15 protein-coding genes are annotated in these 12979 nt (G+C 65.6%); 1 reads left to right on the forward strand and 14 read right to left on the reverse strand.

All coding sequences use genetic code 11. From position 1 onward, the window contains the following. Nucleotides 1–32: 32 nt before the first annotated feature. The 7 genes from ytfQ to EV665_RS25885 all read right to left on the reverse strand — a co-directional run bounded on the left by ytfQ (nt 33) and on the right by EV665_RS25885 (nt 5845). The gene (ytfQ, locus tag EV665_RS25855; RefSeq protein WP_064329010.1) at nt 33–995 is read right to left on the reverse strand and encodes a galactofuranose ABC transporter, galactofuranose-binding protein YtfQ; all 963 of its coding nucleotides are present in this window, start codon (nt 993–995) and stop codon (nt 33–35) included. A 242-nt stretch (nt 996–1237) separates the two neighbouring features. After that, a complete protein-coding gene (locus tag EV665_RS25860; RefSeq protein WP_133036271.1) occupies nt 1238–1912 on the reverse strand; it encodes a 4-carboxy-4-hydroxy-2-oxoadipate aldolase/oxaloacetate decarboxylase in 675 nt (224 codons plus the stop codon). 94 nt (nt 1913–2006) lie between these two features. Beyond that, the gene (locus EV665_RS25865; RefSeq protein ID WP_133036272.1) at nt 2007–2843 is read right to left on the reverse strand and encodes an ABC transporter substrate-binding protein; all 837 of its coding nucleotides are present in this window, start codon (nt 2841–2843) and stop codon (nt 2007–2009) included. Between the two features lie 23 nt (nt 2844–2866). Continuing rightward, on the reverse strand, nt 2867–3634 hold the full coding sequence (locus tag EV665_RS25870) for an amino acid ABC transporter ATP-binding protein (RefSeq protein WP_064329007.1): 768 nt from the start codon (nt 3632–3634) through the stop codon (nt 2867–2869). Next, nucleotides 3631–4392, reverse strand: a complete 762-nt coding sequence (locus EV665_RS25875; RefSeq protein ID WP_064329006.1) for an amino acid ABC transporter permease — start codon at nt 4390–4392, stop codon at nt 3631–3633. Before EV665_RS25875 ends, EV665_RS25870 begins: the two co-directional genes overlap by 4 nt. After that, the gene (locus EV665_RS25880; RefSeq protein ID WP_064329005.1) at nt 4389–5096 is read right to left on the reverse strand and encodes an amino acid ABC transporter permease; all 708 of its coding nucleotides are present in this window, start codon (nt 5094–5096) and stop codon (nt 4389–4391) included. Before EV665_RS25880 ends, EV665_RS25875 begins: the two co-directional genes overlap by 4 nt. Then, nucleotides 5093–5845: an SDR family oxidoreductase gene (locus EV665_RS25885; RefSeq protein WP_133036273.1), complete on the reverse strand. Its 753-nt coding sequence runs from the start codon at nt 5843–5845 to the stop codon at nt 5093–5095. The genes EV665_RS25880 and EV665_RS25885 overlap by 4 nt, the downstream gene beginning before the upstream one ends. A gap of 149 nt (nt 5846–5994) precedes the next feature. On the opposite strand from EV665_RS25885, the gene nac reads away from it, so the two are divergent. Beyond that, a complete protein-coding gene (nac, locus tag EV665_RS25890) occupies nt 5995–6900 on the forward strand; it encodes a nitrogen assimilation transcriptional regulator NAC (RefSeq protein WP_064329003.1) in 906 nt (301 codons plus the stop codon). On the opposite strand, the gene EV665_RS25895 is transcribed toward nac, so the two are convergent. Genes EV665_RS25895 through EV665_RS25925 form a run of 7 tightly spaced genes read right to left on the reverse strand, consistent with a single transcriptional unit; the run spans nt 6897 to nt 12869 of the window. After that, nucleotides 6897–8099, reverse strand: a complete 1203-nt coding sequence (locus EV665_RS25895) for a pyridoxal phosphate-dependent aminotransferase (RefSeq protein ID WP_064329002.1) — start codon at nt 8097–8099, stop codon at nt 6897–6899. The genes nac and EV665_RS25895 overlap by 4 nt on opposite strands. Nucleotides 8100–8128: 29 nt before the next feature. Continuing rightward, nucleotides 8129–8896, reverse strand: coding sequence for a LamB/YcsF family protein (locus EV665_RS25900; RefSeq protein WP_133036274.1), 768 nt, complete (start codon nt 8894–8896; stop codon nt 8129–8131). 36 nt (nt 8897–8932) lie between these two features. Next, nucleotides 8933–9925 (reverse strand): 5-oxoprolinase subunit C family protein, encoded by a 993-nt coding sequence (locus EV665_RS25905; RefSeq protein ID WP_133036275.1) that lies wholly within the window; start codon nt 9923–9925, stop codon nt 8933–8935. Continuing rightward, on the reverse strand, nt 9922–10620 hold the full coding sequence (gene pxpB / locus EV665_RS25910) for a 5-oxoprolinase subunit PxpB (RefSeq protein WP_064328999.1): 699 nt from the start codon (nt 10618–10620) through the stop codon (nt 9922–9924). The genes EV665_RS25905 and pxpB overlap by 4 nt, the downstream gene beginning before the upstream one ends. Then, complete coding sequence (locus tag EV665_RS25915; RefSeq protein WP_133036276.1) at nt 10617–11081, reverse strand: acetyl-CoA carboxylase biotin carboxyl carrier protein; 465 nt, start codon at nt 11079–11081, stop codon at nt 10617–10619. Before EV665_RS25915 ends, pxpB begins: the two co-directional genes overlap by 4 nt. Further along, a complete protein-coding gene (locus tag EV665_RS25920; RefSeq protein ID WP_133036277.1) occupies nt 11068–12435 on the reverse strand; it encodes an acetyl-CoA carboxylase biotin carboxylase subunit in 1368 nt (455 codons plus the stop codon). The genes EV665_RS25915 and EV665_RS25920 overlap by 14 nt, the downstream gene beginning before the upstream one ends. Next, nucleotides 12435–12869 carry an acetyl-CoA carboxylase biotin carboxyl carrier protein gene (locus EV665_RS25925; protein WP_133036278.1) on the reverse strand — a complete coding sequence of 145 codons (435 nt, stop codon included), beginning with the start codon at nt 12867–12869 and terminating at the stop codon, nt 12435–12437. Before EV665_RS25925 ends, EV665_RS25920 begins: the two co-directional genes overlap by 1 nt. Nucleotides 12870–12979: the final 110 nt, after the last annotated feature.

A 12979-nucleotide genomic window follows, 5' to 3' on the forward strand; every position in this document is an offset into this window, starting at 1 on the left:
GGCTTGCGGCCGGACGCGGGCATCGGGAGAGATCAGTAGCCAAGGCCCTTCTTTTCCTCGTACACCTTGGCCGGGTCGTCGGCCTGGGTGTAGAGTTTCGATTCCGTCTGGATCCACTTTGGCGGCAGCTTACCGTCCTTGCGGAAGGCCTCCAGCGCGTCGAAGGCCGGGCCGGCCATGTTCGGCGTCAGTTCCACGGTGGCATTGGCTTCACCGGCGGCCATGGCCTGGAAGATGTCAGGCACGGCGTCGATGGAGACGACGAGAATGTCCGTGCCCGGCTTCAGGCCGGCTTCCTTGATCGCCTGGATGGCGCCGACGGCCATGTCGTCGTTGTGGGCGTAGAGCGCGCAGATGTTCTTGCCGCCGTCTTCCGCCTTCAGGAAGCTTTCCATGACTTCCTTGCCCTTGGTGCGGGTGAAGTCGCCCGTCTGGCTGCGGATGATCTTCAGGTTGTCCTTGCCGGCGAGCGCTTCTTCAAAACCCTTCTTGCGGTCGATGGCCGGCGAGGAGCCGGTCGTGCCCTGAAGTTCAACGACATTGCACGGCTTGCCGGCGACGGTGTCGGCCAGCCACTGGCCGGCGACCTTGCCTTCATGCACGAGGTCGGAGGTGACGGCGGTCATGTAGAGGTCTTCCGGCGCATCGACCGTGCGGTCGAGCAGGATGACCGGGATTTCCGCGTCCCTGGCTTCCTGCAGCACTTCGTCCCAGCCTGTTGCGACGACCGGCGCGACGAGGATGGCGTCGACACCCTGCGCGATGAAGGAACGCAGCGCCTTGATCTGGTTTTCCTGCTTCTGCTGCGCATCGGCGAATTTCAGATCGATGCCCCGCTGCTCGGCCTGCTGCTTGGTCAAGGTGGTTTCCGCAGCGCGCCAGCCGGATTCGGATCCGATCTGCGAGAAGCCGACGGTGAGATCGGCGGCGGACGCGGCGCCGACCATCGAGGCAGCAAGGATCGTGGCACTCGCAAGTGCGGTTCTGAATTTCATGATGTCCTCCCAAAGAAAGCTGCTCCTCAGCAGCAAGGGTAAAACATCATATTATATTACTTTTGTAAATCCCCATCAGGTCCTTCGTGCCGGAAAGTGGATGAAGGTGACGGGCGTGCCGGCTTCGTGCCGGATATGGTCGCGGTAGCGGCGCTTGAAATGTGCGTTCAGGCGATCCTCGTCCCGGGACGGATGAGGACCAACCTGAAACAGCTCGATCCCTCTTACAGGCGGTCCATCGCTCACGCCTCGACGGTCAGGCCCTTGGCCTTCAGCACCGCTTCCAGCTTGCTGACCTCGACGACGGATTTGCCCGCCTTGTAGGCGGCAATGTAGCCGGCTTCGGCATCCTCGCGGGCCTGCGAGAGCTTTGCCACCTCAAGCGCCTCCTCGCGCCGCACGACGACCAGGCCGTCGGCATCGCCGACGATGATGTCGCCGGGATGGATGAGCTCGCCGCCGATGACGATCGGGTCGTTGGTGGAGGTCAGCGTTTCCTTGACGGTGCCCTTGATGCAGACGCTGAGCGAGAAGACCGGGAAGCCGAGCTCGCGCAGTTGCAGCGAGTCGCGCACGCCGCTGTCCGTGACGAGGCCGCCGATGCCCTTGGCGAGGCAGGCATTGGCGAGCACGTCGCCGAAGGAACCGGCTTCCTCGTATTCGCCGCCCGAGACGACGATGATGTCCCCCGGCTGGGCATAGTTGATCGCGAGCTGGAGCATGATGTTGTCGCGCGGCGCACAGCGCACGGTGAAGGCCGGGCCGCACAGCTTCATGCGGTAATCGACCGGCTTGATGCGCGAGGAGAGCGCGCCGCGCCGGCCCTGCGCCTCATGAATGGTCGCCGGCGAGAATTTCGCAAGCGCCGCAACCTCGGTGGCACTCGGGCGGACGGGCATTTTCTTGATATGCGTCATGATTTTTCCCACGGGTAATCATTGCGGCGGGCGCAGCACCCGCCGCCGGAGAGGTTTGATCCATTTCGGACAGTGGCCGCTTGCGTGTGACCCCTTACGGGATCTGGTCGAATTTCAGCTCCGAAAGCGGTACGACCTTGTCGGTGCGGGTCATCTTGTATTCGGTATCCGGACCCAGCCATTTGTCCCAGATCCGGTTGAGTTCGCCGCTCTCGTCCAGCTTGCGCAGCACCTCGTTGATCTTCGCGGTCAGCGCGGGCTGATCCTGCGCCATGCCGATGCCGATGGGCTGGAACAGCATGGGTTCGGGGATCATCCGCATCTCGCGGCCCTTCGTCTTGGATTCGTTGACGAGCTTGGTGGTCGTCATCGTGTTGGCGACCATGCCGCGTGCCTTGCCCTGCTGGGCAGCGAGATAGGCCGATGCCGTGTCCTGGAAGGTGAGCGGCTGGGAATTGTTGAGCTTGATCGACATTTCCGAGGTCGAGCCCTTGGTGGAGGCGATGCGCTCGCCGACATAATCGGCCTTCGACTGACCGGCATCGTCGACCGGCACGATCAGCATTTCCTTGGCGAGATAATAGGGATCGCTGAACTGGATCTGTTCGGCGCGGCTTTGCGTATAAGCCAGGTTGGCGACGGTGATATCGACGCGGCCAAGCTTGACCTCCGGCACGCGGGCTTCCACCGAAACCGGCTTGATCTGAGCCTTCACGCCGAGTTCACGCGCAATGGCGCTGCAAAGATCGACGTCAAAGCCCACCATTTCGCGGGTCTGCGTATCCGGCGAAGCAAACGGCGGCACGTCGGCGAAGGTCGCGCAGCGCAGCGTCTGGTTGGCGATGATATCGTCGAGCTGGTCGGCCTTCGCGGGACCGGCGATCGCGGCCACGGCGACGGTCGCCGCCAGGATGAGATGATGATACTTCATGCTGTTCTCCTCTTTGCTTGATATTAGTGGCGCAGGTCCGCAAGGAATCGCTGCGCGCGGGGGTGCTTGGGGTTCTTGAAGAAGTCCTCGGGCGTCGCCGTTTCGATGATCTGGCCGCCATCGATGAACCAGATGCGGTCGGCCACATCGCGGGCGAAACCCATTTCGTGCGTGACGCACATCATGGTCATGCCCTCGGCCGCCAGCGACTTCATCACGCTCAGCACTTCGCCGACCATTTCCGGGTCGAGCGCGCTGGTCGGTTCATCGAAGAGCATGACGGGCGGCTCCATGGCGAGCGCGCGGGCGATCGCCACGCGCTGCTGCTGGCCGCCGGACAATTGAGCGGGATAGGACTCGGCCTTTTCGCGCAGGCCCACCCGATCGAGAAGCTTCAGCGCCTTCTCACGCGCCTCGGCCGCCGGCACGCCCTTCACGCGGATGGGCGACATGGCGACATTGTCCACCGCAGAAAGATGCGGAAAGAGATTGAAGCTCTGGAAGACGAAGCCGATGCGGCTGCGCAGGCGGTTGAGGTCCCGGCCGCTCATCGGCGCATGCACGTCCTGTCCCTCGAAGAAGATCGAGCCGCTGTTGATCTCCTCCAGCCGGTTCACGGTGCGGATCAGCGTCGACTTGCCCGAGCCCGACGGCCCGCAGATGACGACCACCTCGCCGCGCGCGACGGTCGCGTCGATCCCTTTCAGCACGTCGTAATCGCCGTAGCTCTTGCGGACATCGGCAAGCCGGATCGTCTGGTCGTTCCCGATGTTGGATACTGGGGCGGTCATAGCTGCTCCGTCACTTTGGGTGTCAGGGGAAGAGCGATCTCGCCGCGGCGCCTGGGGCCAAGCCCCGCCCGGCGGCGGGTGATGCGCCGCTCGACGACATTGGTGAGCGCGGTCAGCGACCAGCAGATCACGTAGTAGGTCAGCGCCAGGATGAGGAAGACCTGGAAGGGCTGCGTGAGAAGCTGGTTGTTGACCTGGCTGGCGGCGAAGGTGAGGTCCGGCACGTTGATGACGTAGCCGAGCGTCGTATCCTTGATGGTCGCCACGAAGGTCGACAGCATGCTCGGGATCATGTTGTAGAGCGCCTGCGGCAGGATGACGTAGCGCATCGCGCCGAACCAGCTATGGCCGAGTGCGCGCGCCGCATCCATCTGCCCCTGCCCCAGCGCCACGATGCCGGCGCGGATGATCTCGCTCAGGAACGCACCCTGGTAGACGACGAGCGTGGCGAGCATGGTCAGGAAGCTCGGCACGTCGGCGCCCGTCAGAAGCGGCACGAGGAAGTAGCTCCAGAGCACCAGCATCAGCAGCGGCACGCCGCGGGTCACATAGACCAGCACCGTCACCGGCCAGCGCAGCGCCCGGTAACTGGAAAGGCGCGCGAAGGCGAGCAGGATGGCGAAGGGAAAGGCGATGACGATGCTGAGCGCCGAGAGGATCAGCGTGTTGGCAAGGCCGCCGAGCGGTCCGTTCGGATACTGGCCGATCAGCAGCAGCAGCCAGTATTCATCGATGATGGCGATCATGTCGTGGATCATCGGCTCGCTCCGTTCAGCGGATCGGCACGCCAGGTGAGCCAGGCCCCCGCAGCCATGATGATCAGGGAGAAGACGAGATAGAGGACCGTGCCGATCAGGTAGATCTCGAAGGTCCGGAAGGAGAGGTTCTCGATCTCCTTGACGGCATGGCTGAGTTCCGGCGCACCGATGACGATGGCGAGGCTGGAATTCTTGAACAGCGAGACGCTGTGGTTGACGAGGGCCGGCAGGGCGTTGCGCACGCCCTGCGGGATCAGCACGTAGCGCATGGCCGAAATGTAGCCATGGCCGAGCGCCCGCGCCGCCTCCATCTGGCCGGGGCTGATCGAGCGCAGGCCCGAACGCAGGTCCTCGCTGAAATAGGCCGCCTGGCACAGCCCGAGGCCGATGATCGCGAAGACCATTTCCGCCGAATGGGCCGAAAGCCAATCCGCAATGCCGGACGGCAGAAGCGTGTAGATGCCGAAATACCAGAGCATGAGCTGCACCAGGGTCGGCACGTTGCGGTGATAGGACACGTAGGCCGCCACCGCCGAATTGCCGATGCGGCCCGGCGAGAAGCGGATGGCGAGCAGCACGAGCGCAAGGCTCATCGCCAGCAGCCACGAGCAGATGGCGATGACGAAGGTTATCTGGATGCCGTGGGCCAGCATGGCCATGTATTCGGCATTGCCGAGGATGGCGGCAAGATCGAAGCCCTTCACGGTTGCCGCTCCTGCGGGCGGGCCGTCTGCAGGCCGCCCATCACCTGGAGCGTCGGCGTGATTTCCATGTGGCCGATATTGACGGCGACGGGCGCGGCGATGGCAAAGGCGATGGCGTCGGCGATATCGGAGGCCTGCGGCAGCTCGAAACCGTCGATGAAGCGCTCGCGGATGGACGGATCGTCGCCGTGCACATGGTTGAAGATGTCGGTCGCCACACGGCCGGGGCAGATTTCCGTCACCCGCACGCGCTTGCCGAACGTGTCGATGCGCAGTTGATTGGAAAGCATCGCGACGCCGGCCTTGGTGGCGTGATAGGTGGAATTGCCGCCGAAATTGTAGTTGCCGGCGATCGAGGTGATGTTGATGACATGGCCACGGTCGCGCGCCGCCATGCCGGGCACGACCAGCCGGCAAAGATGAAGCACGGCGCGCAGATTGACATCGATGAGGAGATCGATGTCGCCGTCCTCCGCCTCCAGGAATTTCTTCGGCCGATCGACGCCCGCATTGTTTACCAGGATGTCGAACTCGACCTCGCCGGCAAGCTTTGCCAGCGCGGTGCGGTCCGTGACATCGATGGCATGGGGAATGCAGCCCGTGCGCGCGGCAAGGTCCTGCAGGGCGCCCGCGCTTCGGGCGACGGCGTGCACTTCGAGGCCTTCGCGACGGAGCCGTTCGACGACCGCAGCACCGATCCCCGAGGAGGCACCCGTCACCAGTGCGGTTCTGTAATCGGAAAAGGACATTGTGGTTCCCCTGTTGTTGAAAGAGAGAGTAGCGAAGCTTTCCGGCTCTGGATAAGACCGTTTGAATCTGGATGGATAAGGAAGCCTTATGGGCTTGCCGCCGCGACCTGGGCCTGTAACATGCGGCCCATTCAGGGCAGGTTCGGCATATGGATATCAGGCGTCTCAAATCCTTCATCGTGATCGTGGATACCGGCAGCATCACCCGCGCCGCCGACGTGCTGCACATCGCCCAGCCAGCCCTCAGCCAGCAGCTTGCCGCGCTGGAGGATCATTTCCGGCAGAAGCTGCTGATCCGCAGCCAGCAGGGCGTCTCGATGACGGAGGCGGGCAAGGCGGTCTATCGCCATGCCCAGATCATCCTGCGCCAGATGGAGCAGGCGCAGGCCGACGTGAAGGCAGCCGGCTCCACGCTGGTCGGGCGCGTCTCGGTGGGCCTCGTTCCCTTTTCCAGCGCGGCGACACTCTCCGTCGATCTTCTCACCGAAACGCGCAAGCGTCATCCCGGCATCCTGCTGCATCTCACCGAAAGCGTCGGCCAGACCTACAGCCAGATGATCATGAACGGCCGGCTGGAAATGGCCCTGATCCACGGCACCGGGCCGATCAAGGGCGTGCGCTTCGAACCGGTCTTCGTGGAGGAGTTCCATCTCGTCGCCCACCGGGATCTCGGCATCGAGCCGGGCGATGCGCCATTGCCGGTCAGCGCACTGAACGACCTGCCGCTCCTCCTGCCGCCGCCCTACAATTTCGTGCGCCGGGCCATCGATCTCGCCTTCACGCGCGGCCGCCTGTCGCTGAACGTGGTGGCGGAAGTGGAGATCGTGCGCACGCTCGGCCGCGCCGTCAGCCGCGGCGTCGGCGCGACGATCATGCCGCGCGCCATCGCCGAGCGCATCGTCGCCGAATCCTCCGAGCCGATCGTCTCGCGCGTGGTGACGCCGCGGATCGAGGAGACGCTGTCGCTGTGCGTTTCCGACCAGAGCGAACTGTCCGAGCCGGCGCTGGCGGTGCGGTCGATCCTCATGGAGCTGACCGCACGGCTCAAGGGTTAGCGCAACCCCGCGCAGAATTCGGCGATGCGCCCGCAGGCCTCGTCGAGCTGCTCCATGCTCGTGGCATAGGAGATGCGGAAGAACGGGCTCATGCCATAGGCCGCGCCCTGCACGGTCGTGACATGGTGCTCGTCGAGGAGAGCCAGAACGAAATCCGTGTCGGTTGCGATCTTCCGCCCGCCCCTGCTGGTCCTGCCGATGAGTTCGGCGATGTTCGGGAAGACGTAGAAGGCACCTTCCGGCTTGTGGCAGCGAATGCCCTCGATCTCGCCGAGCCTTTCCACGACGAAATCGCGCCGCGTCTTGTAGATCGCCGCCCGCTCCTTCAGGAGATCCTGCGGCCCGTCGAGCACGGCGGCGACGGCAGCCTGGGTAATGGTGGAAGTCCCGCCGCTGTTCTGGCCGTTGACATTGCTGATCGCCTTGACGAGGTCCTTCGGCCCGCCGCAGAAGCCGAGGCGCCAGCCAGTCATCGCATAGGCCTTGGAGGCGCCGTTGACCGTCAGCACGCGCTCCTTCAGGCGCGGCTCGACCTCGGCGATGGTGCAGAACTCGAAGCCGTCATAGATCAGATGCTCGTACATGTCGTCGGTCATGATCCAGACATGGGGGTGCTTCAGCATCACCTCGGCGATGGCCGTCATCTCGGCCCGCGAGCAGGCGGCGCCCGTCGGATTGTTCGGAAAGTTGAGGAACAGCCATTTGGTGCGCGGGGTGATCGCCGCATCGAGATCCTCTGCCTTGAGCTTGAAGCCGTTCTGCTGCGGGCAATCGACCGGCACCGGCACGCCACCGGCGAATTTCACGATATCCGCATAGCTGATCCAGGACGGCGATGGGATGACGACCTCGTCGCCGGGATTACAGGTGGCCAGGACGGCGTTGAAGATGATCTGCTTGCCGCCGCCGGCAACGACGATCTCGGAGGGATCGTAGTCGAGATTGTTGTCGCGCTTGAATTTTCGGGAAATCGCTTGGCGCAGCGCCGGCGTGCCGTCGAGCGGCGGATATTTCGTATCGCCGGCAAGGGCGGCCGCGTGGCCCGCCTCGATGGCATTGGCGGGGGTCGCGAAATCCGGCTCGCCGGAGGACAGGCTGATGACTTTGATGCCCTTGGCCGCGAGGTCGCGGGCGCGCTGGGTCATGGCGGCGGAAGCGGAGACGGAAACGTTCTTCAGGCGGTCGGCAATGGCGGGCATGGCGGTTGCTTTCGATTGGTCGGGGAAGTTCAACGAAGGAGTTTCGAGACGGGCGTGACAGTGCCGCCGGCCGCCTCGATCTCGCTGCGCACGGTGCGGGCAAGGTCGAGCGAGCCCGGCGTATCGCTGTGGACGAGGATGGAGCGCGCCCGCATGGGAATAACGGTGCCATCGATGGCCGTGACGGTTCCGTCGAGAAGGAACCGCCGCACGCGGGCGCGGACCGAAGCTTCGTCCTTGACGAGGGCGCCGGGCTGGCCGCGCGGCACGAGCGCGCCTTTCGCATCATAGGCGCGGTCGGCGAGGAAGAGGGTCAGCGTCTTCAGCCCGGCCTCGATGGCCGCGCGCTCGATCACGCTGTCCGCCGTGCCGAAGACGACGAGATCGGCATCGACCGTGCGGATCGCCTGCATCATGGCGGCGGCAAGCGCCGGGTCGCGGTTGACCATGTTGCCCATGGCGGCATGGAAGCTGACATGGGAGACCGTGACGCCCTCGGCCCTCGCGATCGCCGTCAGCGCGCCGAGCTGGTAGAGCATCTGCTGGCGCAGCTCGTCCGGCCCGAAGGGAAGTTCGCGGCGGCCGAAGCCCTGCCGGTCCGGCAGGCCGGGGTGGGCGCCGACATCGACGCCCCTTTCCCGCGCGAGGCGCACCATGCGCACCATGGTGTCGGGATCGCCGGCGTGGAAGCCGCAGGCGATGTTGGCGGAGGTGACGACATCCATCATCGCCTCGTCGTCGCAGAGCCGGTAGGGGCCGAAGCCCTCGCCCATGTCGGAATTGAGATCGACCTGCATGGTATCCTCTTCGTTTCTACGCGATTCCGGGCTGCCTCAAGCCATGGCGGCAAGCGCCTGGCGCACCAGCCGGGCGGTTTTCCGAACATCGGCGATGTAGGCGGCAAGCGCCGTCTCCACGACCTTCGCCTCCGCATGCGTCGCCGGCACGAAGCGCAGCAGCGAGCCGATGCGCGCCTGCCCCAGCCGCCAGAGATCGGCCTCGATGACACCGGCGATCTTGGGATAGCCGCCCGCCGTATTGGCGTCGCTCATCTGGACGATGGGCTCGCCCGCCGGCGGCACCTGGATGACGCCGGGAACGACCCCGTGCGAGCGCATCTCCACCACCTCGGTCGGATGAATCGGATCGCCGCTCAGCCGATAGCCGGTGCGGTCGCTGCGCGCGGAAATCTTCCACTGCTGGCTCCAGAAGCGTTCCGCATCCACGCCGAAGAGATCATGTTCACCCGCCGGCAGCGCCCGGATGACGAGCGCGCCGCCCTCGGCGAGGGGAAAGACATCCTTCAGCGCCACAGCCGGCGGCACCACGCCGAAGCCGTCCTTCGGCAGGAAACCATCCGCCGCCGCGCCCGTCGCAATGCGGTCGCCCGCGGCAAGCACGCGCCCGTCGACCCCGCCGAAACCGCCGCGTAGCGAGGTGCTGCGCGAGCCCATAACCGGGGCCACATCCACTCCGCCGGCAAGGCTGAGATAGGCGCGGGCATCCTTCAGGGGCGGCGAGAGTTCCAGCATCTGGCCCGGCCGCGCCTGCGCCATCCACCAGGGCGGCAGCGGCACACCGTCGAGCGTCGCCCGGCAGTCGGCCCCTGTCAGGGCAAAGGCGCCCCGGTCGGAAAACCGCACACGGAAGGGGAAGGTCTGCACCTCGATGCCGGCCGCATCCGGCGCATTGCCGACGAGGATATTGCCGATCGTCAGCGCGAGCGTATCCATCGCCCCGCACGCCGTGACGCCGATATTGCGATAGCCGGGGCGGCCGAGGTCCTGGACCGTGTTCAGGGGACCCGTTGCGACGATCTCGATCACAGCTCGATCCTTTCAGGACGGAAACGCACGGTATCTCCGGGGGCCATGACAGCGGGGGATGCGGCCAGCGGATCGAACATCTGCAATTCGGCAAAGCCGATGGAATTCCAGCCGTTCGGCCCGGTCAGCACGGCGATGCCCGTCTGCATGCCGCCGATGGTCACGCAGCCGCGCGCCATGTGAAGCGAAGGCACGGTCTTGCGCGGCATGTGGATGCGCGGATCGAGCCCGTGCAGGTAGCCGAAACCCGGCGCGCTGCCGAGCGCGAAGACGCGGTAGGTGCCCTCGTGGTGGATGCGCACCACCTCCCGGTCGGAGAGACCGGAAAGGTCGCACAGCGCCGGCAGGTCATCCGCGTGCTCGCCGCCATAGGTAACGGCAATCTCGATCTCGCGACCTGCCAGATCGACGCTTCGCGCGCGCCGCCATTCCTCCTGCAGATCACGGACGACCACCTCCGGCATGTCCGGCGTCTCCTTGAGGATCACCAGCAGGTTCGTCATGCCCGGCACGATCTCGGCGACATCGGGGCGGGTTTCGAGCGCATGCGACAGCGCCCAGACGCGCCGCTGGTTCGGCAGATCGAAGGCACCGGGCGCCTCGATGAGAAAAGCGCGTGTGCCGATGAAGGAGATTCTTGCCTGTCCATCCGTGTCGGGCACGATGGCGGCGGGCGCGGCGTACCGAATGCTCATGGGGAAGGCTCCATCGTCAGGACGGGGTCGCCGTAGCCGATCAGGTCGCCGGTACGGGTGCGGATTTCACCGACCACCCCGGCATCAGGAGCGGTCACGGGCAGGAGCACCGGCCCGACCTCGACGAAACCGACGACGGCGCCGGCTTCAAGCGCTCTGCCCTCGCCGGCAAGCGGGCCGGTTTCAGGGGCAGCGGGATGCCGGTCGCGGAAGAGGCCGGCCATCGGCGCCTTGACGGCGCGGCCTTCCGGCCGGGCCGGGATTGCCGGCGCGGGTTCGGCAATCTCCTCCAACCGCGCGCCGGCATCGAGGGCGATCTTCAGCACGCCACCGTCGGGCGTCGTGATCTCCAGCGCACTTGCGCCGGAGCGTTCGAGCCAGCCGGTGAGGGTCGAGATGAGGGCAGGATCGGACAGATCGCCGATCGTGTTCCTGCCCGTCGAGCGGTCACGCCTCGCCACGGGGTTCCTCCCTCAGCCGTTTTTCAAGATGGTGGATGTCGACGCCGCCGCGCACGAAATCGGGATCGGAGAAGATCCGCGCGTGCAGCGGGAGATTGGTGGCGATGCCCTCGATGCAGGTCTCGGACAGGGCGACCTGCATGCGGCGGATGGCATCTTCCCGGGTCGGGGCATGGACGATCAGCTTAGCGATCAGCGAATCGTAATAGGGCGAGACGCGGTAGCCCGCGGACACATGGGTATCGACGCGGATGCCCGGACCGCTCGGGAAGCGCACCGCCGTGATGCGCCCCGGGGAGGCGACGAAGGTGGTGGGGTCCTCGGCATTGATGCGGCACTCGAAGGCATGGCCCCGCGCCGCGCCGGTAAAGCGTTCCGTCTCCAGCACTGCGCCCTGCGCGGCGCGCAACTGTTCATGCACGAGATCGACGCCTGCCGTCATCTCGGTGACAGGATGCTCGACCTGCAGGCGGGTGTTCATCTCGATGAAATAGAATTCGCCGTTCTCGTAGAGGAACTCGAAGGTGCCGACGCCGCGATAGCCGATCTGCCGGCAGGCTTGCGCACAGCGCACGCCGATCCGTTCGGCAAGGTCAGGCGCGATGCCCGGCGCAGGCGCCTCCTCCACCACCTTCTGGTGCCGGCGCTGGACGGAGCAATCGCGATGGCCGACCCAGACGGCATTACCATGGATGTCGCACAGGACCTGGAATTCGACGTGGCGCGGATGCTCCAGGAATTTCTCCATATAGAGTTCCGGCTTGCCGAAGGCGCGGCGCGCCTCTTCGCGGGTGATGGCGATCGCATCGGCGACCTCGGCGCTTTCGCGCACGACGCGCATGCCGCGCCCGCCCCCGCCGCCGGCCGCCTTGACGATAACGGGATAGCCGATCTCCTCGGCGATCGCCCGCACCGCTTCGGCATCTTCCGGCAGCGGTTCGCCCGGCCCCGGCACGCAGGGCACGCCGGCCGCCATCATCGCCCGCTTGGCAGCGATCTTGTCGCCCATGATGCGGATCGCCGATGCCGGTGGGCCGACGAAGGCAAGCCCCGCCGCCTCCACCGCATCGGCGAAATCGGCGTTTTCCGACAGGAAGCCGTAACCGGGATGAACCGCCTCGGCGCCCGTCACGCGGGCCGCCAGCAGAATGGCCGCCTGGTTGAGATAGCTGCGCCCCGGCGCCGAGGGACCGATGGCGAGCGGTCCGCCCGCACCCGGCCTGGTGCAGCCCGCCGCGTCCGCTTCGGAAGCGACAAGGACCGGCCGCAGCCCCAGTTCCAGGCAGGCGCGCTCGATGCGAACGGCGATCTCGCCGCGATTGGCGATGAGGACGGAGGTGAAGGGCCTGCCCATCAGGCAATCTCCACGAGCGGATCGCCGAAACCGACATCCTGCCCATCGTCGAAGAAGATGCGCTTGACGGTCCCGCCGAAGGGCGCGCTCACCGTGGTAAAGACCTTCATCGCCTCGACGATGCAGAGCGCCTGGCCCGCCTCGACCGGATCGCCGACGGCAATCAGCGGCGCCGCGCCGGGGCTTGCGGCCTGATGAAGAACACCGGCAATGGCCGAACGCACGAGTTGCGCCTCGGCTTCATCCTTCTGCCTTGCCGGTTCGACCGGGGCGGTTGATGCCTGCGGCTCCAGCGCCGCTGGTGCGTGCACCGCTGCCGCCGCCTGCGGGGATTTCCGGATGATGACCGTCGTACCCGTCTCGCTGACCGTCAGTTCCGAGACGCGCGAGCGGCCGACGAAATCGAGCAGCGTCTTGATCTTTTCCAGATCCATGGTTTTCCCCAAGGCATGGCAGAACCGGCACCTGGCCGCAGCGGCCAACCCTCCGGTTCGATTGGAAAAACCTTACACAGCATTGCGGTTGATGGGGGCAGACAAACTTT

It is taken from the genome of Shinella granuli, assembly GCF_004341885.1.
GTDB classification, from domain to species: domain Bacteria; phylum Pseudomonadota; class Alphaproteobacteria; order Rhizobiales; family Rhizobiaceae; genus Shinella; species Shinella granuli.

Coding starts and splice junctions, on each gene's coding strand:
- ytfQ (WP_064329010.1), bottom strand. CDS start 995: ATGAAATTCAGAACCGCACTTGCGAGTGCCACGATCCTTGCTGCCTCG.
- EV665_RS25860 (WP_133036271.1), bottom strand. CDS start 1,912: ATGACGCATATCAAGAAAATGCCCGTCCGCCCGAGTGCCACCGAGGTT.
- EV665_RS25865 (WP_133036272.1), bottom strand. CDS start 2,843: ATGAAGTATCATCATCTCATCCTGGCGGCGACCGTCGCCGTGGCCGCG.
- EV665_RS25870 (WP_064329007.1), bottom strand. CDS start 3,634: ATGACCGCCCCAGTATCCAACATCGGGAACGACCAGACGATCCGGCTT.
- EV665_RS25875 (WP_064329006.1), bottom strand. CDS start 4,392: ATGATCCACGACATGATCGCCATCATCGATGAATACTGGCTGCTGCTG.
- EV665_RS25885 (WP_133036273.1), bottom strand. CDS start 5,845: ATGTCCTTTTCCGATTACAGAACCGCACTGGTGACGGGTGCCTCCTCG.
- nac (WP_064329003.1), top strand. CDS start 5,995: ATGGATATCAGGCGTCTCAAATCCTTCATCGTGATCGTGGATACCGGC.
- EV665_RS25895 (WP_064329002.1), bottom strand. CDS start 8,099: ATGCCCGCCATTGCCGACCGCCTGAAGAACGTTTCCGTCTCCGCTTCC.
- EV665_RS25900 (WP_133036274.1), bottom strand. CDS start 8,896: ATGCAGGTCGATCTCAATTCCGACATGGGCGAGGGCTTCGGCCCCTAC.
- pxpB (WP_064328999.1), bottom strand. CDS start 10,620: ATGAGCATTCGGTACGCCGCGCCCGCCGCCATCGTGCCCGACACGGAT.
- EV665_RS25920 (WP_133036277.1), bottom strand. CDS start 12,435: ATGGGCAGGCCCTTCACCTCCGTCCTCATCGCCAATCGCGGCGAGATC.
- EV665_RS25925 (WP_133036278.1), bottom strand. CDS start 12,869: ATGGATCTGGAAAAGATCAAGACGCTGCTCGATTTCGTCGGCCGCTCG.